This window comes from Phenylobacterium sp., from assembly GCF_031984885.1.
GTDB lineage: Bacteria > Pseudomonadota > Alphaproteobacteria > Caulobacterales > Caulobacteraceae > Phenylobacterium.
In genome coordinates this window covers 325,033-342,991 of the sequence record NZ_DAMABV010000003.1, presented here as the reverse complement: position 1 = coordinate 342,991, position 17,959 = coordinate 325,033, and the positions used below count along the sequence as shown (strand labels likewise).

The window sequence follows — 17,959 nt, the reverse complement described above, 5'->3', positions numbered from 1 at the left end:
CTTGCCGACCGGCCGGCATCCGTCCACCGCCATGCGAGCCCACGACCTTGAGTGCATATGACTTTCATGCGCCAATAGCCCACGGTGGCAATTTCGCCCCTGGCGACGGTCTCATGAGCGCCCAGCAGATGGCCTCGGCTGGAGGCGAACACAGCCTCGGCAGAGGCCTGGCACCCCATCTGACGGCTTTGATGACCGTTGGCTGCGTCGTGTTCATCGCCGCGAGCATCGGCATCCTGCTGCGCCCCAGCGGACATCTCAGCACCTTCTGGGCCGCGAACGCGGTGCTTCTGGGCCTGCTGGTGCGCCGTCCCGACCTGGCCGTCCCCATGGGCTGGGTCGGCGCCGCCGCCGCCCTGGTCGCGGCCGACGCCCTGAACGGAAGCAGTTGGGCGCGGACCCTGCTGCTGGCGGTCGGCAACCTCGCCGGGGTCCTGACGGGCTACCTGCTCTTCAAGCGGCTGGCGCCGGAAGACCGGCTGCTGCTGCGCCCCTCGTCGCTGCTCGCCGTCACGATGATCGCGCTCGCCGCCTCGGCGGCCACCAGCGTGTTCGGCGCGAGCGTCAACGCCCTGATCTATCATCGCAACGCCCTGAACGGCTTCTTCATCTGGCTGGCGACGGAGCTGGCCAACTACATCGTCGTGCTGCCGGTGGTGCTGACCTTCCCCAGGCCGACGGCGCTGAAACGATGGCTGGTCCAGACCTTCACCACCCGCCCGAACCTGCGCGCGCTGGCCCCGCTGCTGGCCTACGTGGTCAGCCTGGCCCTGGTGCCGGCCGTCGGCGGCCCCGGCGCCCTGGCCTTCCCGGTTCCGACCCTGCTCTGGTGCGCCCTCACCTACAGCCTGGCCGCCACCACCCTGCTGACGCTCTCCTTCGCGGTCTGGACCCTGCTGTTCCTGTCGAACGCCTCGGCCTCGATGGGCTTTGCGGCGGTGATGGGCTTCGACCTGATGTCCCTGCGCCTGGGGGTGATGCTGGTGGCCCTCGGCCCGGTCACCGTCGCCAGCGTCATGGCCGGCCGCAACGCCCTGCTCCGGGAGGCCAACCTGGCCCGCCACGCCGCCGAGGAAGCCATGGCCGCGCGCACGCTGCTGCTGGCGACCATGACCCACGAGCTGCGCTCGCCGCTGACCGCGGTGGTCGGCTTCTCGGCCATGATGTCGCGCCAGGCCTTCGGCCCGATCGGCCACGCCAAGTATCTCGACTACGCCCAGTCGATCGAGATCGCCGGCTCGCACCTCAACGAACTGGTCAGCGACCTGCTCGACACCGCCAAGATCGAGGCCGGCCAGATCGAGCTCGCGCCCACGCCGGTGTCGAGCCGCGAGGTCGTCGAGCAGTCGCTGCGGCTGGTGCGGGGCCTGGCCATCGACGCCGGGGTGAACGTGGTCATGGAGCCGGGCGACTGGCCCCAGGTCCACGCCGACCAGCGGGCGATCAAGCAGATCCTGATCAACCTGCTGGCCAACGCCGTGAAGTTCTCGCCGCCGACCGGCCTGGTCGAGGTTTCGTCCGACATCCAGGACGGGCGGCTGATGATCTGCGTCAAGGACTTCGGGCCGGGCATCCGCGAGGAGGACCTGGCCCTGCTGGGCCGGCCCTATGTGCAGATGGGTGACAAGCTCTCGCGGCCGGAAGGCTGGGGGCTGGGCCTGGCCCTGTCGCAGGAGCTGATCGAGCAGCACGGCGGGCGCCTGCGGCTGGAGAGCCAGCTCGGCGCCGGAACCAGGGCCTGCTTCGACCTGCCCCTGGCCCCGGGGCTATCGGCGTAGGCGGACGGCTGCGGCGCCTGGATGCTCCCTCCTGGGCAGGGCTGAGTTCGATCCCCGTTGCAGATGCTCCCCCCTCTGGGGGAGCTGTCCGCCGAATGGCGGACTGAGGGGGACCAGGACTCCTACCGAACTTCGGCGTCACACGAGCTGGACCATCGAAACTCGGGAAGTCTTCAGGCATGGCGCCAGCGACTTTAAAGTCCCCCTCACCCGGCCTTACGGCCGGGAGCTCCCCCAGCGGGGGAGCATCCAGAAGCCGGTTCGTCATGGCCGGGCCGCCCGGCCATCCACAGACGCCGAGCTTTGTCGAGAATCTCCGGGGCGTATGGATCCCCGGCACGCCTGCGCGGCCGGGGATGACGATCGCAGGACAAGGGCGGGGCCTATGCGATCGACCGGCCTCAGCGGCCCGACAAGGCCGTCTCGGGCATCTCGATGTCGATCTCGAGGGTGGAGACCTGATCGCCGCGATCGAGTTTGACCACCACCCGGTCCTGGTCGATCGGAATGTGCTTGGCGATCACCGCCAGGATCTCCTGCTGCAGGATGGCGGCGAGGTCCGCGCCGCCGCCCAGGCCGCGTTCGTGGGCCAGCAGCACCTGCAGGCGATCGCGCGCGACCGGGGCCGAGCGCCGTTGGCGGCTGAAGAGGTTGAGGAAGCTCATGCCACGGCCTTTCTGCCGAACAGCCGGCTCATGAAGCCTTGCCGCTCGCGCGGGACGCTGACGGCGACATTGTCGCCGAGCAGCCGCCGGGCCGCGTCGCTGTAGGCCCGCGCCGCCGGGGAGCCCGGATTGTGCAGCGTGACCGGGCAGCCGACGTTGGAGGCGGTCAGGACGTCGGGGCTCTCGCCGACGATGCCGAGCAGCGGAATGGCCAGGACCTCCAGCACGTCCTCGACGCTCATCATCTCGCCGCGGGCGGCGCGGGCGGGATCATAGCGGGTGAGCAGCAACTGCTTCTCCATCCGCTCGCCGCTCTCGGCGCGCCGGGTCTTGGAGTCCAGCAAGCCGATGATCCGGTCGGAATCGCGCACCGAGGAGACTTCCGGATTGGTGACCACCACCGCCAGGTCGGCGTAGCGCATGGCCAGGGTCGCGCCCTTCTCGATGCCGGCCGGGCTGTCGCAGATCACCCAGTCGAAGCTTTCGCGCAGGTCGTCGATCACCCGCCCGACGCCTTCCTCGGTCAGGGCGTCCTTGTCGCGGGTCTGCGAGGCGGGCAGCAGGCTCAGCGTCTCGATGCGTTTGTCGCGGATCAGGGCCTGGGCCAGCTTGGCGTCGCCCTGGACGACGTTGACGAGGTCGAAGACCACCCGCCGCTCGGCGCCCATGACCAGGTCGAGGTTGCGCAGGCCGACGTCGAAATCGACCACGACCACCTTCTGCCCGGCCTGGGCGAGCGCGGCCCCCAGGGACGCCGAGGACGTGGTCTTGCCTACGCCCCCCTTGCCGGATGTGACGACGACGACCTTGGACATACGAACCGTTCCTTCCCCTCGTCCCACGACGAGCACCAATCAAGCGAGCGCCGAAAGCCGCAGCGCGCCGCGGTCGCAGCGGACCTGGACCGCCTGGCCGTGCAGGTCCGCGCCCCAATGCTCGGCCGTCCGGTAGAGGTGATCGACCCCGACCAGTTCGGCCTCCAGCCGGCGGCAGAAGATGCGGGCCTCCGCGCCGGCCTTGAGCCCGGCGATGGCCCGGCCGCGCAGCGCGCCGTAGATGTGGATCGACCCGCCGGCGATGACCTCCGCGCCCGAGGCCACCGGCCCGACGATGGTCACGTCGCCGTCCTCGAAGATCACCGACTGGCCCGACCGCACCGGGCGGTCGATCAGCAGCGAGGGGGCGGCCGGCGCCGCGGGCGAGACGTCGGGGGCGGCCGCGGCGACGAGGTCGCTGCGCGCCCGGCGCGCGACGTTGCCGTGCAGGTTGGTCGGAAGCTGCTCCCATGGCGTGCCGGCCAGCGCCGCCTGGCGCAGCCCCTCGACGCCGATCACCCGCAGGCCGCGGGCGCTCAATCCTTCCAGCGCCACCAGGACGGACTCAGGCCCGACGCTCTCCAGGGCGGCGGCCAGGTCGACGACGATCGGGCGGTTGTCGAACAGCCCGGCCGAGCTGAGCAACTGCTGGTCGAGCGCGGCGAACCACTCGGCGAACGGCGCTTCCGGAGCCAGGATCAGCGCCATGACGCTGCGGCCGCGCACCCGGATCTTCGGCAAGGGATGCGTCTCGGCGGTCACGTCGGGCGCCTGGCGTCGCAATGGCGATGGTCGAGTTGCGCGCACATGCCGCCTCCGTCCGGATTGTGGGGACAGGGATCCCCCTCCGGGCGCTCCCTAGGCGACGGGAGTCATTGATTCGTGGGGCTTTCTTGCGACCGGATCTCGCCGCAGTTTCGGCGCCATGAGGTCAAGCTTGGAGGCGCCGCCTCATCCCGTCGGGCGCCGGAACTCCATGATCCAGTTGGTTTCCCAGGTCTCGCCGCCGTCATAGGAGAAGGCTTGGCTCCAGCGCGGCGCCGGCGTGTCCGTGCCGCTCCAGTCGAACAGGACCTTGACCGGCCTGCCCTCGTCCAGGTCGTCGCCGGCGAACACGCCCCTGCCGCCTTCGAAGCGGCCATAGACCGGTGGTTGCAACTGCCCGTCCTGGGAGTTGATCCAGTAGATCGCCCACCGGTCCTGGGCCGGATCGTAGAGGCGCAGGGTCATGCCCCGGAAGCCCTTGGTCGGGAAATCGCTCTCGTCGATCGAGACCATGCCGCCCATCAGCAACTGGGCCTTTTCGTAGGAGGGAAACACCTCCCAGTCGTCGGAGCCGACGCCGCGGACCTTCAGCCGCCGGTTCGTCACCTCCCAGTCGCCGTGATTGAAGTCGAAGTCGTGCGCCGAGCTCATCTGACCGATCCTCCTGTCGAGCAGCGCCGGGTCTAGCCGAGCGCTGCTGCCAGGGGCGTGTCAGCAGCCTGTCAGGGGCGCGCGCTATCGCCCCTTCCAGGCCGGCGCGCGCTTCTGGGCGAAGGCCATCGGTCCCTCGACGAAGTCCTCGGACTTGAAGAGCGCGGCGACCGCCGGATAGCGGTTCTGGCCCTTGATCGCCGCTTCCAGGCTGGGCTCGTCCAGGCCGCGATAGACCGCCTCCTTGGAGGCGCGGATCGACATCGGCGAGAGCTCGCAGATCTGGCCGGCCCAGCGCCGCGCGGCGGCCATCAGGTCCGCGGCGGGCACGACCTCGTTGACGAAGCCGAGGGCCTGGCCCTCGGCGGCGCTGACGCGGCGGCCGGTGAGGATCATGCCCAGGGCCTGCTTCTGGCCGATCATCCGCGGCAGGCGGTGCAGGCCGCCGGCCAGGGCCGCCAGCCCGACCCGCGGCTCGGGCAGGGCGAAGGTGGCGGTGTCGGCCGCGACGATCAGGTCGCAGGCCAGGGCGATCTCGAAGCCGCCGCCCATGGCCACGCCGTTGACCGCCGCGATCAGCGGCTTGGTCAGGTCGAAGCGCGAGGTCAGGCCCGCGAAGCCGGAAGGCGGGCTCTTCATCTCGCCGCCGGTGGCCTGGTGCTTGAGGTCGTTGCCGGCCGAGAAGGCGCGCTCGCCGGCGCCGGTGACGACGCCCACCCACTGGTCCGGGTCGGCGGCGAAGGCGTTGAAGGCGTCGTCCAGCTCGAAGTGGGCCGGCGAATGCAGCGCGTTCATCACCTCGGGCCGGTTGAGCGTGAAGATGGTGAGCGGACCCTCGCGGTCCACGCGGATGAACTCATAGGCCATCGAGGATCCTCCCTTCATGTTTCGCCCAGGCTCGCCAGGGCGCCGTTACGTCGGTCAAGCGGTCAGACCGGGCGCAGGCCCGTGCGGTAGCGCTTCCAGTTCTCGACATAGTGCAGCGCCCCGCCGGCCAGGACCCTGGCCTGATCTTCGGAGATCTCGCGCACGACCTTGCCCGGCGCGCCCATGACCAGCGAGTTGTCGGGGATCTCCTTGCCCTCGGTGATCAGGCAGTTGGCGCCGATCAGGCAGTTCTTCCCGATCCGGGCGCCGTTCAGCACGATCGAGCCGATGCCGATCAGGGAGCCGTCGCCGATGGTGCAGCCGTGCAGCATCACCTTGTGGCCGACGGTGACGTTGGCGCCGATGGTCAGGGGATAGCCGGTGTCGGTGTGCAGGACGCTGCCGTCCTGGACGTTGGAATTTTCGCCGATGGTGATCGGATCGTTGTCGCCGCGCAGAGTCGCACCGAACCACACTGAGGCGTTTTTCTTCAGAATCACGCGGCCGACGACCGCGGCGTTCGGCGCGATCCAGTATTCATCTTCTTTAGGCAGTTCAGGCGCCACATCGCCCAAGTTGTAGACACTCATCCGTACACCCCGTTTATTCAACCAAATGAACCATTTAAGGATTTGGAAACCACGTTAGCATCAATCTAGTGGTGCGATTCGAGAGGGCTTATAGCCCTTCCGCATCCCGCCGCGAGTCGGCGTCCGGTTCGCGGCCTGTGTTTTGGGGCGGGGTACTTAAGGTGTCGCGTTGGCTTCGGCGGGGTTTCCCGCCTGGATCACGAACCGAAGACGGACCTCCGGGCCGTTGCGCGCGACGCCGCCGTCCCATTGCAGACTTCATCGATCCTCGAGGGCGAGCCATTCCGGCTTCGCCCTTTTTTCTTGCCCCTATGGAGGCCTAGATGACCAAGCGAGCTCTGAAGCGACAACTGCGCGAAGGCGCGTTCGACGCCGCCCAGTTCGAGGACGACGCCAAGGTCCGCCGCTTGCCGGTGGATCGCGCATGGTCCCCCTTGGCCCATCACAACGACGACCGCGACCAGGGGTATCTCAAGACAATAAAAGCCAAGTCGCCAGGCCAGCAGGCGCTGATGGACGCCATCGACGCCAAGAACCTGGTCATGGCGCTGGGCCCGGCCGGCACCGGCAAGACCTATCTGGCCATCGCCAAGGCGGTGGAGGCGCTGGAGGCGGGCCGCGTGGGCCGGATCGTGCTGTCGCGGCCGGCGGTCGAGGCCGGCGAGTCGATCGGCTACCTGCCCGGCGACGCCGAGGACAAGCTGGCCCCCTATCTGCGCCCGCTCTATGACGCGCTCTCGGACCGGCTGTCGATGAAGCGGGTGCGGGCGCTGATGGCCGAGGGCGCCATCGAGATCGCCCCGGTCGGCTTCATGCGCGGCCGCACGCTGAACAACGCCTTCGTGGTGATCGACGAGGCGCAGAACTGCACCTACGGCCAGCTCAAGATGCTGCTGACCCGGCTGGGCTGGCATTCGACCATGGTGGTGACCGGCGACCCGGCTCAGTCGGACCTGCTGCCGGAGCTGTCGGGCCTGGGCCCGGTGGCCGACAAGTTCGAGGAGATCAGCAATATCGCGGTGGTGCGCCTCAAGGACGTCGACATCGTCCGCCACCCGCTGGTGGCCGAGATGCTGGGCGTGCTCTGACGCCGCAGGATCGAAGGGATCCTGAGCACGATCCGTTTCCAGCGAAGCGGATCGTGCTTGAGGGTCCGCCGGTTAGGGCAGGTCTTCGGCCAGGATGGCCATTTCGAACATGAACGAGCCGTCGCCGTCCTCGTCCTCGAACACGACGCCGATGAACTCCTCGCCGACATAGACCTCGGCGGAGTCCTTCTGCTTGGGCCGCGGAACCAGCGTGATCCGCGCGTTGGCGAAGGTGCCGCGCAGGTGGCCTTCGAGTCGGCGGATAGTCTTTTCGTCCAGCACGCTGGGCTCCTTCGTAGATTTCGGCGGAACCTAAGGGTTTTGCGCCGTGCCGCAAAGCCCGCGTCGGAAAAAGCTGGGGACGCGGACGGCCGCGCAGATAGTCTGCCCGCAAATCATCGGGGAGGATGCGCGTGGCGGACGTCGAGTTGGGGCTGGTCGAGGGCTATTACGGCAAGCCGTGGTCGTGGGCCGCCCGGCGCGACGTCGTCGAGACCCTGGCCCCGCACGGCTACCGCTTCTTCCTCTACGCCCCCAAGGCTGATCCCTTCCTGCGCCGCCGCTGGCAGGAGCCGCATCCGGTCGAGACGGCGAGCGAACTGCAGGCGCTGTCCGCCCGTTGCCGCGAGTTGGGCGTGCGCTTCGGCGTCGGCCTGAGCCCCTATGAGATCTATCGCGACTTCGGGCCCCAGGCGCAGGCGGCGCTGGCCGCCAAGCTGGCTCAGCTCGACGCCCTGGGCCTGGACGACCTGGCGATCCTGTTCGACGACATGCGCGGCGACCTGCCGGGCCTGGCCGCCAGCCAGGTCGACATCGTCCACTGGATCGCCGAGCGGACCAGCGCCGGGCGGCTGATCGTGTGCCCCTCCTACTATACCGACGACTCCATTCTGGACCGGGTGTTCGGGCAGCGGCCCGAGAACTACCTGGAGGACCTGGGCGCGGGGCTGGATCGCTCGATCGAGGTGTTCTGGACCGGCGAGGAGGTCTGCTCGCGCGAGTTCAGCCCCGGTCACCTGGAGCGGGTCGGCCGCCAACTGCGCCGCAAGCCGCTCCTGTGGGACAACTATCCGGTCAATGACGGGCCGATGATGTCGCCGTTCCTGCACCTGCGCGGCTTCACCGGCCGACCGGCCTCGATCGCGCCGAAGATCGCCGCCCATGCGGTCAATCCGGCGCTGCAGCCGACGCTCTCGAAGATCCCGGCCATCACCCTGGCGCAGAGCTACCGCCTGGGCGAGGCCTATGAATATGTCGCCGCCTTCCAGGCGGCCGCGCGCGAGGTGCTGGGCGAGGACCTGGCCCGCGCGGTGGAGCGCAACCTCACCCAGTTCCAGGGCTTTGGCCTCGACCGGCTGACGGACGAGAACATGAGCCGCATGCGCCCGCGCTATGCGGGCTTCGACCACCCCGGCGCGCGGGAGATCGTCGCCTGGCTGGACGGCGCCTACCGCATCACTCTGGCCGAGATCGAAGCGACTTGAACCGGCGCGGCGGCGGCCTAGAGTGAAGAGGTCGCGTCAGCGAGAGAGCCGAAAGACCCACCCAGTGGCTGGCTGAACCGTCCCGAACTGCCGTCCGCCCGTCCGGCCCATCGGCCCGGGCCGTTTGTCGCGCGCCTTTCTGGACAGCCGCATGGCCTTCTTCCGCAATTCCACCGTCAACCTGCTCAACCTGCACTATGGAATCCACGCGCTCGCCTTGAGCGGCGGCGGGGCGTTCTTCGCGGTCTACCTGCTGCGCGCCGGGGTTCCGGCGCATGGGGTGCTGGCCTCGCTGGCCGCGATCCTGATCGGGCGCTTCTTCATCCGCCCGGCGGTGCTGCCGCTCTGCAAGCGGTTCGGCCTGAAGCCGCTGGTCATCGCCGGGACGATCCTGACCGCAGGCCAGTACCTGCTGCTCGCCCGCGTCGACGGGGTCGGCTGGCCGCTATTCGTGCTGTGCGCGGTGTCCTCGGTCGGCGACACCTTCTACTGGACGACCTACCACGCCTATTTCGCCTCGCTCGGCGACGCCGAGCATCGGGGCCACCAGATCGGCGCGCGCGAGGCGATCGCGGCGATGGTCGGCATCGCCGCGCCGCTGCTGACCGGCTGGGCGCTGGTGACCCTGGGCGCGGAGGTCGCCTTCGGCGCCACGGCGGTGGTGCTGGCGCTGTCGGCCCTGCCGCTGTTCTTCACGCCCGAAGTGCCGATCAGGCGCGAGGCGCCCCTGGCCTTCTCCTCCGCCCGGCCGGGGGTGGCCTTGTTCATCGCCGACGGCTGGATGGCCTCGGGCTATCTGTTCGTCTGGCAGATCGCGCTCTTCATCTCGCTGGGTGAGAACTTCGCGGCTTTCGGCGGGGCGATGGCGATCGCGGCGGTCGCCGGCGCGGCCAGCGGCCTGCTGCTGGGACGGTTCATCGATGCAGGACATGGCCGGCGCGCCGTCTGGCTGGCGGCCGGCACGGCGGCGACGGTGATCGCCGCGCGGGCGGCGGGCTATGGCCATCCGGCCGTGGCGGTCGCCGCCAACGCCGCCGGCGCCCTGGTCGTGGCGCTCTACACCCCGACCATGATGACGGCCGTCTACAATCTCTCGAAGGCCTCGCCCTGCCCGCTGCGCTTCCACATCGCCACCGAAGGCGGCTGGGACGCCGGCGGCGCGGGCGGCGCGCTCACCGCCGCCGCGCTGCTATGGGCCGGCGCGCCGTTCTGGGCCGCGATCCTGATGGGACTGGTCGGCACCAGCGCGGCCTTCGTCCTGCTGCGCCGCTACTACTACGCAGCCCCCGCCGCCGAGGCGCCTCAGATCACGTAGTCGTAGACCGCCTCGGCCAGGGTGTGGTCCATGCTGCGGGCCGGTTCCTCGCAGGTCGGGCAGTTGACCAGGCGGGCCGGAACCCCGGCCGCCGTGCAATGCGGCGGCACCGGCTTGAGCACGACCGAGCCCGACGCGACCTTGGCGTAGTCGCCGATGGTGATGTTGCCGAGCACCTTGGCCCCCGCGCCCAGCAGCACGCCGTTGCCGATCTTCGGGTGGCGGTCGCCGCGCTCGGCGCCGGTGCCGCCCAGGGTCACGCCCTGCAGCAGCGAGACGTCGTCGCCGATGACCGCGGTCTCGCCGATGACGATGCCGGTGCCGTGGTCGATGAACACGCCCGAGCCGATCTTGGTGGCCGGATGGATGTCGACCTGGAAGATCTCGGACATGCGGCTCTGCAGGTAGAGCGCGATGGTCTCGCGGCCCTGGCGCCACAGCCAGTGGGCGACGCGCTGGGTCTGCAGCGCCTGGAAGCCCTTGAAGAACAGGAACGGCTGGACATAGCCCTTGCAGGCGGGGTCGCGCTCGAACACCGCCTTGAGGTCGGCCTCGGCGATGTCCACCAGCCGCGGATCGGCGGCGTAGGCCGCGTCGGCCAGTTCGCGCAGGCTCATGGCCCGCAGCTCCTGGTCGCCCAGCTTGCGCGCCAGTTGATAGGACAGGGCCGCGCCCAGGTCCTGGTGGCTCAGAACCACGGCGTTCAGCAGCGAGGCCAGCGCCGGCTCGGCCTTGGCCGCGCGCTCGGATTCCATGCGCAGGGCCGCCCATACCGGCGGTGCGGCTGACGGATCGATAACTTCCAGGCGCTGACTCAAAGGCTCCTCCCGTCCCAAAGGCGGTCCCCTATCCTAGCATGGCGCGCGCGAGCGGCGCCGACAAAAGCCCTTCCCGGGCCATGTGGTACGCCCGAAGCAACATGGCAACCGTTAAGGCGTCGCGGATATGGCCCGCGCTCGCCGCCTCCAGCGCCTGGCGGAACGGCGCGCGGACCATGGCGATGTCCTCGGTGTCGTCGGCATGGCGCGTGTCCACGGCCGGGTGCAGGCCGGTGGCCAGATAGCCGATCGCCAGTTCGTCGGTGACGGAATTGGAGAGCTGGACGCGCAGGATCTCGCGCCAGTCGGCCGCCGCCAGGCCGGTCTCCTCGGCCAGTTCGCGCTGGGCGCCGAGCAGCGGGTCCTCGTGCTTGGGGCCGCCGCCCTCGGGAATTTCCCAGCTATAGTCGGCGAACGGGAACCGGTGCTGCCCGACCAGGACCACCGATCCGTCGTCTTCGATCGGCAGCACCGCCAGCGCATAGTTCTTGAAGCCGACGACGCCGTAGAAGGCCGGCGAGCCGGTGGGGGCGATCGCGGCGTGCTCGGTCACGGTGATCCAGGGATTTTCGTAGGCGACCTTGGATTCGCCCCGCCCCCAGGGCTTGCCGTGCTCGGTGAGCCACGCAGGTTTTTGCGACATATTCTCAACTAGCCTTGCAGATCTTCGCCGCGAACCCCACTAAAGGAGCCCCTGCGGCCCTTCATCCCAGCGAGACGCCCGTCTTGTCCATCAAACTTCCCCAAGCCCCCGCGTTCGGCGCGCCCGTCGAACAGCGCCCCTGCCCCGAGTTGCTCGGCTTCCTGGCGACCCGCCGCTCGTCGTCGGCCGTCACCCTGGCCGAGCCGGCGCCGGCCGCGGGCGAGATCGACGCCCTGATTCGGCTGGCCGCCCGCGCGCCCGACCACGGCAAGCTGGCGCCCTGGCGGTTCATCATCCTGCGGGACGAGGGCAAGGCCGAATACGCCGCCCGGCTGGAGGCGCTGGCGCAGTCACGCGGCGACGCCCGCGCCGCCGCCAAGCTCGCCAAGCTGAAGATTCCGCCGATGGGGATCGCCGTGGTCTCGGCGCCGCGCGCGCACGAGATTCCCGAGTGGGAACAGGTGCTGTCGGCCGGGGCGGTGTGCACCGGCCTGCTCTACGCCGCCCAGGCGCTGGGCTACGGCGCCAACTGGATCACCGACTGGTACGCCTATGACGACGAGGCCAAGGCGATCCTCGGCCTGGCGCCGAGCGAGAAGGTTGCGGGGTTCATCTTCATCGGGACGGCGAAGGAGCCGCCGCAGGAACGCGAGCGCCCCGATAGCCAGGCCCTGACCACCGTTTGGCGTCCCTAGGCCCAGACACACGGCGGCCGGACAGCGATGGCCCGCTGCCCGGCCTGATGTGACACGCCCGAGGAGAGATGGGCACGGTTCTTATATCACGCTGCTAGCTGCACGGCTAGTCGATCAAGGCTAAGACCAGCGCGACATGAGGCCGCTCGGGGCCAACGCTCCAACCAGAGCACAACCATTGGGATGTATTGCGGCAGATGAATACTTTCCCGGCCTGGGCCGAGGCCTCACATTCAACCGTCCGAACCAGGATGATCGGGCCGATGGACCGCCCCTATGCTGGTCAGCCGCGGCCGCGATAGGTCGCAACACCCTGATCGGGGACCCAAAGACCCTCCGGCGCCGGCCCGCTTTGCCAGAAAACATCGATCGGAATGCCTCCGCGCGGAAACCAATAGCCGCCGATGCGCAGCCAGCGCGGCGCGGCGACCTCGACGATTTTCCGGCCGATGGCCACGGTGCAGTCCTCGTGGAACGCCCCATGGTTGCGGAACGAGCCGAGATACAGCTTCAGCGACTTCGATTCGATGAGCCAGTCGCCCGGCGCATAGTCGATCACCAGGTGCGCGAAATCCGGTTGGCCGGTGACCGGGCACAGGGAGGTGAACTCCGGCGCGGTGAACCTGGCCAGGTACAGCGTGTCGCTCTGCGGATTGGGCACGCGTTCGAGGACCGCCGCCTCGGGGCTGTCGAAGCCCCGAACGTCCCGCCCCAACTGGGTCAGATGCATTTCTTCCATGGCCGCGATTTATCCCGGCCGGAGGTTTGCGGCAACCAAGCGAGCCGCTATCAAGCTTCCAACCAACAAACAGGGAGAAGGTCATGGCGGGCAAGGACTTCGAAGGCTTCATCGTCGTGGTGACCGGCGCATCGACCGGCCTTGGCCGCGCCATCGCCGTGGAGACCGCCAGCCGCGGCGCGCAGGCGGTGGTGATCAACTACGCCCGCAGCGCCGACGAGGCCCAGGAGACCGCCCGCCTGGTCGAGGCGCACGGCGCCAAGGCCGTCCTGGTCCAGGGCGACGTGGCGATCGACGCCGACTGCCGCAGGATCGCCCAGGCGGCCGAGCCGTTCGGGCGGATCGACGCGCTGTTCAACAACGCCGGCGTCACCAAGTTCGCGCCCAACCACGCCGACATGGACGCGGTGTCGGCCGAGGACTTCCTGCAGCTCTACGGCGTCAACGTGGTGGGCGCCTTCCAGATGACCCGCGCGGCCCGCACGCTGCTGGAAGCCGCGCCGCGTCCCGGCGCGGTGGTCAACACCTCGTCGATCGCCGGGGTCGCCGGCATCGGCTCGTCGGTGCCCTACGCCGCCTCGAAGGGCGCGATGAACACCATGACCCTGTCGCTGGCGCGGGCGCTGGCGCCCAGGATCCGCGTCAACGCCATCTGCCCCGGCTTCATCGACACGCCCTGGTTCGACAAGGGCGTCGGGGCCGAGCGTGCGCAGAAGATGCGTGACGGCGCCGCCGCCAACACCCCGCTCAAGGCCGCCTCCAGCGCCGAGGACGTCGCCGCCGCCGCCGTCTTCCTGGCCTCCACGGCCTCGCGTCACGTCACGGGCGAGACCCTGCTGGTCGACGCCGGGACTCACCTCGGCTATGCGCCGCTGGCCATGCGCTGAGGCTCGCGGCGGGGACGCAGCCTCAGGTCAAACCCTGACCTGGGGCGCACCCGTGGCGCCAATGGCACAGTCATTCGCCCAAAATCGCGGCGCCACGTTCTGTTAACGCTCAAAAATAGAACAGCGACTACCCAGCAGAGGTGATCAGCTCCGCCTGCGTTGATCTGCCGGTCGGCCGCATGGCGATCTCGGATCGACGATCAGCTGGAGCCTGGTCGGACAATGGGGATACAACGCTAATGAAAACTCTCACCACCACGCTGATGGCCGCCGCCGCGACGATCGCCATGAGCGGCGCCGCCTTCGCGCAGGACGAAAGCCCGCTCGACATCTCGTTCAACATCGGCGCGGCCACTGATTACGTCTGGCGCGGCACCAGCCAGACCGACGGCCCGCAGATCTCGGGCGGCATCGACGCCACCGTGGGCGGCCTGGTCTACGCCGGGACCTGGATTTCCAACGTCGACTTCGGCACCGGCAACGACACCGATTTCGAACTCGACCTGTACGCGGGCGTCACGCCGCAGCTCGGCCCGGTCAGCCTCGACCTCGGCATCCTGTACTACGGCTACATCAACGCTCCGACCGGCTCGGACCAGGACTTCATCGAATTCAAGCTGACCGGCTCGGTCCCGGTGGGTCCCGCCACGCTCGGCGCCGGCGTCTACTGGTCGGACGACTTCTTCGGCGGCAGCGGCAACGCCACCTATGTCGAGCTGAACGGCTCGGTGCCGATCGCCGAGAAGTTCACCGTCTCGGCCGCCGTCGGCCATCAGGACGTCGACTATGACGGCGACTACACCACCTGGAACCTCGGCGTGGGCTACGCCCTCACCGACTATCTCGGCGTGGACCTGCGCTATCACGACACCAACGAGCACGATTACGGCGACCTCTACGAGGGCCGCGTCGTTCTCAGCCTGACCGCTTCGTTCTAAGTCTAGGCAGACGTGATGAAATGAAGAGCCGCCCCGGCGACGGGGCGGCTCTTTTGCTCTATTCCGGGCGACTGCAGCGCAAATTCGACCCCATCGCGAAAAAACATCGTTCTCCTACGGAGCGAAAACCTCGCCTTGGAGTTTCATTGGACGGTCGCGTTGACGCGTCTATGTTGCCAACCCAAGACGGACGCGGAGCGCGATTCATGGAGCAGATGGCCAATCGGGCCCAGACCATCATCGCGGATGCTCTGATTGCCGCCGGCGCTTTCTTCCTCGCGTACCTGCTAGCCTCCGGTCAGTTCCTGGAAACTGCCGGACCTACTCTTCCTGCACTCAAGCTCCTCCAGCTCATCGGCATCTATACCGGCCTCGCGGCGCTGTTCTCGACGATCTTCCGGCGTGAGCTCTCGCCGTGGCGCTATGTGTCGATCCCCGACGCCCTGGTCCTGGCGCGCACCGCCTTCCTGACCGCGGGCGTCTTCCTGCTGCTGGTCTTCGTGCTCAATCGCGCCGAGGGCCTGCCGCGCTCGGCCCTGGCCATGGCCGTGGTCTTCCAGATGGTCGGTTCGATGGGCGCGCGCCTGATGCGCCGCGCCATGCACGAGCACGCCCTGGACAGCTTCGCGCCGCTGAAGTCGATCAAGGACCGGGCGCCGCACGCGCCGTCTCTGCTGCTGATCGGCTCGCCGGCTCTGGCCGACTCCTATCTGCGCGACGCCGCGCGCCGGCACGACCATGCCTGGACCCCGGTCGGCATCGTCAGCCCCGACGCCCGCGACCTGGGCCAACAGGTCCGCGGCGTCTGCGTCATCGAAAGCCTGGTCAATCTGGACGAGGCCCTGACCGATCTGCGCCGCTGGAACCGCTATCCGCGCGCCATCCTGTTCCTGGACGAGCCCGGCCGCCTGAAGGGGCTGACCGCCGACCAGCTCGGCCAGCTCAAGAACGACGGCATCCGCCTGCTGCGCCGGCCCTCGATCGTCGAACTCGCCCATCACGAAGGCACGCCGCTGCTGCCGATGCGCGAGATCAGCGTCGAGGAGCTGCTGGCCCGCGAGCCGATCGAACTGGACCGCGCCGCGGTCGGGGCGCTGATTCACGGCCGGCGGGTGCTGATCACCGGGGCCGGCGGCTCGATCGGCGCCGAACTGGTGCGCCAGGTCGCGCAGTTCCAGGCCGCGCACGTCACGCTGATGGACTTCTCCGAGACCTCGCTGTTCGAGATCGACCGCGAGATGGGCGAGACCTGGCCCAACCTGTCGCGCACCCCGGTGCTCTGCGACGTGCGCAACGCGCACCGCCTGCACCAGGCGTTCGACCGCGAGAGGCCCGACCTGGTGTTCCACGCCGCGGCGCTGAAGCACGTGTCGATGGTCGAGCGCCACCCCTGCGAAGGCGTGCTGACCAACGTGGTCGGCACCTGGAACGTCACCGAGGCCGCCCGGGCCTGCGGCGCGGCGCAGATGATCCTGATCTCGACCGACAAGGCCGTCGACCCGTCGAACGTCATGGGCGCGACCAAGCGCCTGGCCGAGGCGGTCATCCAGGCCCAGCAGGCCGGCGAAGGCACCCGCTTCTCGGCGGTCCGATTCGGCAATGTCCTGGGCTCGGCCGGCTCGGTGGTGCCGATCTTCCGCTCGCAGATCGAGCGCGGCGGCCCGGTGACCGTCACGCACGAGAACATCGAGCGCTTCTTCATGACCATCCCGGAGGCCGCGCAGCTCGTGCTGCACGCCACCGCCCACTCCGCCGAGGGCGAGGAGACCACCCACGCGCGCCTGTTCCTGCTGGAAATGGGCGAGCCGGTCCGGATCATGGACCTGGCGCGGCAGATGATCGCCCTGTCGGGTCACGTCCCGGGCAAGGACATCGAGATCGAGGTCACCGGCCTGCGCCCCGGCGAAAAGCTGACCGAGGCGCTGCTGGACGAGACCGAGCGCTCGCTGCCGTGCGCGCCCAAGGTGATGGAGGTGGTCTCGTCCTCGGCCCTGCGCATCACCGCCAACCACCTCATCGAACTGGAAGCGATGGCCCAGGGCGGCGACGTCGATCAGGTCCGCGCCAAGCTGTTCGACATCGTGGCCCAGGTCCGTGGCGAGAAGCCGCCGGTCCCGGCCCTGCGCGTCGTCTCCAACGCTTAAGGCCGCCGCCGAGGCGTGACGCGGCCGCGCCAAGGGTCTAATCGATTGGCATGGCGGTTATCCTGGTCACCGGCTCGGCCGGCTTCATCGGCTCCCACGTCGCTCATCGGCTGCTCGATCGCGGCGACGAGGTGGTGGGCCTCGACAACCTCAACCCCTATTACGACCCGACGCTGAAACAGGCGCGGTTGGCGCGGCTGCAGGCGCGGGCCGGCTACCGGCACTCGGCCATCGACCTGGCCGACCGCGAGGCCATGGCCCGCCTGTTCGCCGAGGCCAGGCCCGACCGGGTCGTCCACCTGGCCGCCCAGGCGGGGGTCCGCTACAGCCTCGAGCAGCCGGCCGCCTATGTGGACGCCAACCTCGTCGGCTTCGGGAACATCCTGGAGGGGTGTCGCGCCGTGCAGGCCCAGCACCTGGTGTTCGCCTCCACCAGCTCGGTCTATGGCGCGAACGGCAAGCTGCCGTTCTCGGTCCACGACAGCGCCACGCACCCGATCACGCTCTATGCGGCGACCAAGCTGGCCAACGAGGCGATGGCCCACTCCTACGCCCACCTGTTCGGCATTCCGGCCACCGGCTTCCGGTTCTTCACGGTCTACGGCCCGTGGGGCCGGCCGGACATGGCGCTGTTCAAGTTCACGAAGGCGATCCTGGACGACCAGCCGATCGACGTCTTCGGCCAGGGCCGGATGCAGCGCGACTTCACCTATGTGGACGACATCGTCTCGGGCGTGGTCGCCGCGCTCGACCGCCCGGCCCAGATCGACCCGGACTGGGACCCCATGGCGCCCGATCCGGCCACCAGCGGCGTCGCGCCCTGGCGCATCCTCAACCTCGGCAATAGCCAGCGGGTCGAGCTGATGCGCTACATCGAGGTGCTGGAGGAGAAGCTGGGCCGCAAGGCCAAGCTCAACCTGCTGCCCATGCAGCCCGGCGACGTGGCCCGCACCGAGGCGGACGTGACCGACACCAAGGCCGCGCTCGACTATGCGCCCTCGACCCCGATCGAGGTCGGGGTGGCGAACTTCGTCGACTGGTATCTGGAATACTATCGGGTCGGCGCGAACTGACGCC

19 protein-coding genes are annotated in these 17,959 nt (G+C 69.0%); 9 read left to right on the top strand and 10 right to left on the bottom strand.

Annotation, left to right across the window (positions count from 1 at the left end):
* Window positions 1-191: 191 nt before the first annotated feature.
* The gene (locus RTL41_RS07360) at window positions 192-1,778 is read left to right on the top strand and encodes an ATP-binding protein (RefSeq protein ID WP_312162867.1); all 1,587 of its coding nucleotides are present in this window, start codon (window positions 192-194) and stop codon (window positions 1,776-1,778) included.
* 401 nt (window positions 1,779-2,179) lie between these two features.
* Here RTL41_RS07360 and minE read toward each other — a convergent pair whose 3' ends face one another.
* The 6 genes from minE to RTL41_RS07330 all read right to left on the bottom strand — a co-directional run bounded on the left by minE (window position 2,180) and on the right by RTL41_RS07330 (window position 6,131).
* Window positions 2,180-2,443 (bottom strand): cell division topological specificity factor MinE, encoded by a 264-nt coding sequence (minE, locus tag RTL41_RS07355; protein ID WP_312162865.1) that lies wholly within the window; start codon window positions 2,441-2,443, stop codon window positions 2,180-2,182.
* The gene (gene minD, locus RTL41_RS07350; protein WP_312162863.1) at window positions 2,440-3,258 is read right to left on the bottom strand and encodes a septum site-determining protein MinD; all 819 of its coding nucleotides are present in this window, start codon (window positions 3,256-3,258) and stop codon (window positions 2,440-2,442) included. The genes minE and minD overlap by 4 nt, the downstream gene beginning before the upstream one ends.
* A 39-nt stretch (window positions 3,259-3,297) precedes the next feature.
* Entirely contained in the window at window positions 3,298-4,020 is a 723-nt protein-coding gene (minC, locus tag RTL41_RS07345; protein ID WP_312162861.1) for a septum site-determining protein MinC, read from the bottom strand.
* A 189-nt stretch (window positions 4,021-4,209) separates the two neighbouring features.
* On the bottom strand, window positions 4,210-4,674 hold the full coding sequence (locus RTL41_RS07340; RefSeq protein WP_312162859.1) for a DUF1579 domain-containing protein: 465 nt from the start codon (window positions 4,672-4,674) through the stop codon (window positions 4,210-4,212).
* 84 nt (window positions 4,675-4,758) lie between these two features.
* Window positions 4,759-5,541: an enoyl-CoA hydratase-related protein gene (locus RTL41_RS07335; RefSeq protein WP_312162858.1), complete on the bottom strand. Its 783-nt coding sequence runs from the start codon at window positions 5,539-5,541 to the stop codon at window positions 4,759-4,761.
* Between the two features lie 62 nt (window positions 5,542-5,603).
* Window positions 5,604-6,131, bottom strand: coding sequence for a gamma carbonic anhydrase family protein (locus RTL41_RS07330; RefSeq protein ID WP_312162856.1), 528 nt, complete (start codon window positions 6,129-6,131; stop codon window positions 5,604-5,606).
* Window positions 6,132-6,454: 323 nt separating this feature from the next.
* Here RTL41_RS07330 and RTL41_RS07325 point away from each other — a divergent pair, with 323 nt between their 5' ends.
* On the top strand, window positions 6,455-7,219 hold the full coding sequence (locus tag RTL41_RS07325) for a PhoH family protein (RefSeq protein ID WP_312162854.1): 765 nt from the start codon (window positions 6,455-6,457) through the stop codon (window positions 7,217-7,219).
* Between the two features lie 72 nt (window positions 7,220-7,291).
* On the opposite strand, the gene RTL41_RS07320 is transcribed toward RTL41_RS07325, so the two are convergent.
* Entirely contained in the window at window positions 7,292-7,498 is a 207-nt protein-coding gene (locus RTL41_RS07320; protein WP_056023547.1) for a DUF3126 family protein, read from the bottom strand.
* A gap of 134 nt (window positions 7,499-7,632) precedes the next feature.
* Here RTL41_RS07320 and RTL41_RS07315 point away from each other — a divergent pair, with 134 nt between their 5' ends.
* Entirely contained in the window at window positions 7,633-8,703 is a 1,071-nt protein-coding gene (locus tag RTL41_RS07315; RefSeq protein WP_312162852.1) for a beta-N-acetylglucosaminidase domain-containing protein, read from the top strand.
* A 151-nt stretch (window positions 8,704-8,854) separates the two neighbouring features.
* Entirely contained in the window at window positions 8,855-10,018 is a 1,164-nt protein-coding gene (locus RTL41_RS07310; protein WP_312162850.1) for an MFS transporter, read from the top strand.
* Here RTL41_RS07310 and cysE read toward each other — a convergent pair.
* Together cysE and RTL41_RS07300 are read right to left on the bottom strand one after the other, a co-directional pair.
* Entirely contained in the window at window positions 10,006-10,836 is an 831-nt protein-coding gene (cysE, locus tag RTL41_RS07305) for a serine O-acetyltransferase (protein WP_312162847.1), read from the bottom strand. The genes RTL41_RS07310 and cysE overlap by 13 nt on opposite strands.
* A gap of 28 nt (window positions 10,837-10,864) precedes the next feature.
* Window positions 10,865-11,479 (bottom strand): NUDIX hydrolase, encoded by a 615-nt coding sequence (locus RTL41_RS07300; protein ID WP_312162845.1) that lies wholly within the window; start codon window positions 11,477-11,479, stop codon window positions 10,865-10,867.
* An 83-nt stretch (window positions 11,480-11,562) separates the two neighbouring features.
* Here RTL41_RS07300 and RTL41_RS07295 point away from each other — a divergent pair, with 83 nt between their 5' ends.
* On the top strand, window positions 11,563-12,174 hold the full coding sequence (locus tag RTL41_RS07295) for a nitroreductase (protein ID WP_312162843.1): 612 nt from the start codon (window positions 11,563-11,565) through the stop codon (window positions 12,172-12,174).
* A 283-nt stretch (window positions 12,175-12,457) separates the two neighbouring features.
* Here the strand turns inward: RTL41_RS07295 and queF are convergent, their stop codons facing one another.
* Complete coding sequence (queF, locus tag RTL41_RS07290) at window positions 12,458-12,913, bottom strand: preQ(1) synthase (protein ID WP_056021133.1); 456 nt, start codon at window positions 12,911-12,913, stop codon at window positions 12,458-12,460.
* A gap of 83 nt (window positions 12,914-12,996) precedes the next feature.
* Here queF and RTL41_RS07285 point away from each other — a divergent pair, with 83 nt between their 5' ends.
* The 4 genes from RTL41_RS07285 to RTL41_RS07270 all read left to right on the top strand — a co-directional run bounded on the left by RTL41_RS07285 (window position 12,997) and on the right by RTL41_RS07270 (window position 17,955).
* Window positions 12,997-13,800: an SDR family NAD(P)-dependent oxidoreductase gene (locus RTL41_RS07285; RefSeq protein ID WP_312162837.1), complete on the top strand. Its 804-nt coding sequence runs from the start codon at window positions 12,997-12,999 to the stop codon at window positions 13,798-13,800.
* 239 nt (window positions 13,801-14,039) lie between these two features.
* Window positions 14,040-14,738, top strand: a complete 699-nt coding sequence (locus tag RTL41_RS07280; protein ID WP_312162835.1) for a TorF family putative porin — start codon at window positions 14,040-14,042, stop codon at window positions 14,736-14,738.
* A 215-nt stretch (window positions 14,739-14,953) separates the two neighbouring features.
* Window positions 14,954-16,882: a nucleoside-diphosphate sugar epimerase/dehydratase gene (locus tag RTL41_RS07275; RefSeq protein ID WP_312162833.1), complete on the top strand. Its 1,929-nt coding sequence runs from the start codon at window positions 14,954-14,956 to the stop codon at window positions 16,880-16,882.
* 50 nt (window positions 16,883-16,932) lie between these two features.
* The gene (locus tag RTL41_RS07270; RefSeq protein ID WP_312162831.1) at window positions 16,933-17,955 is read left to right on the top strand and encodes an NAD-dependent epimerase; all 1,023 of its coding nucleotides are present in this window, start codon (window positions 16,933-16,935) and stop codon (window positions 17,953-17,955) included.
* Window positions 17,956-17,959: the final 4 nt, after the last annotated feature.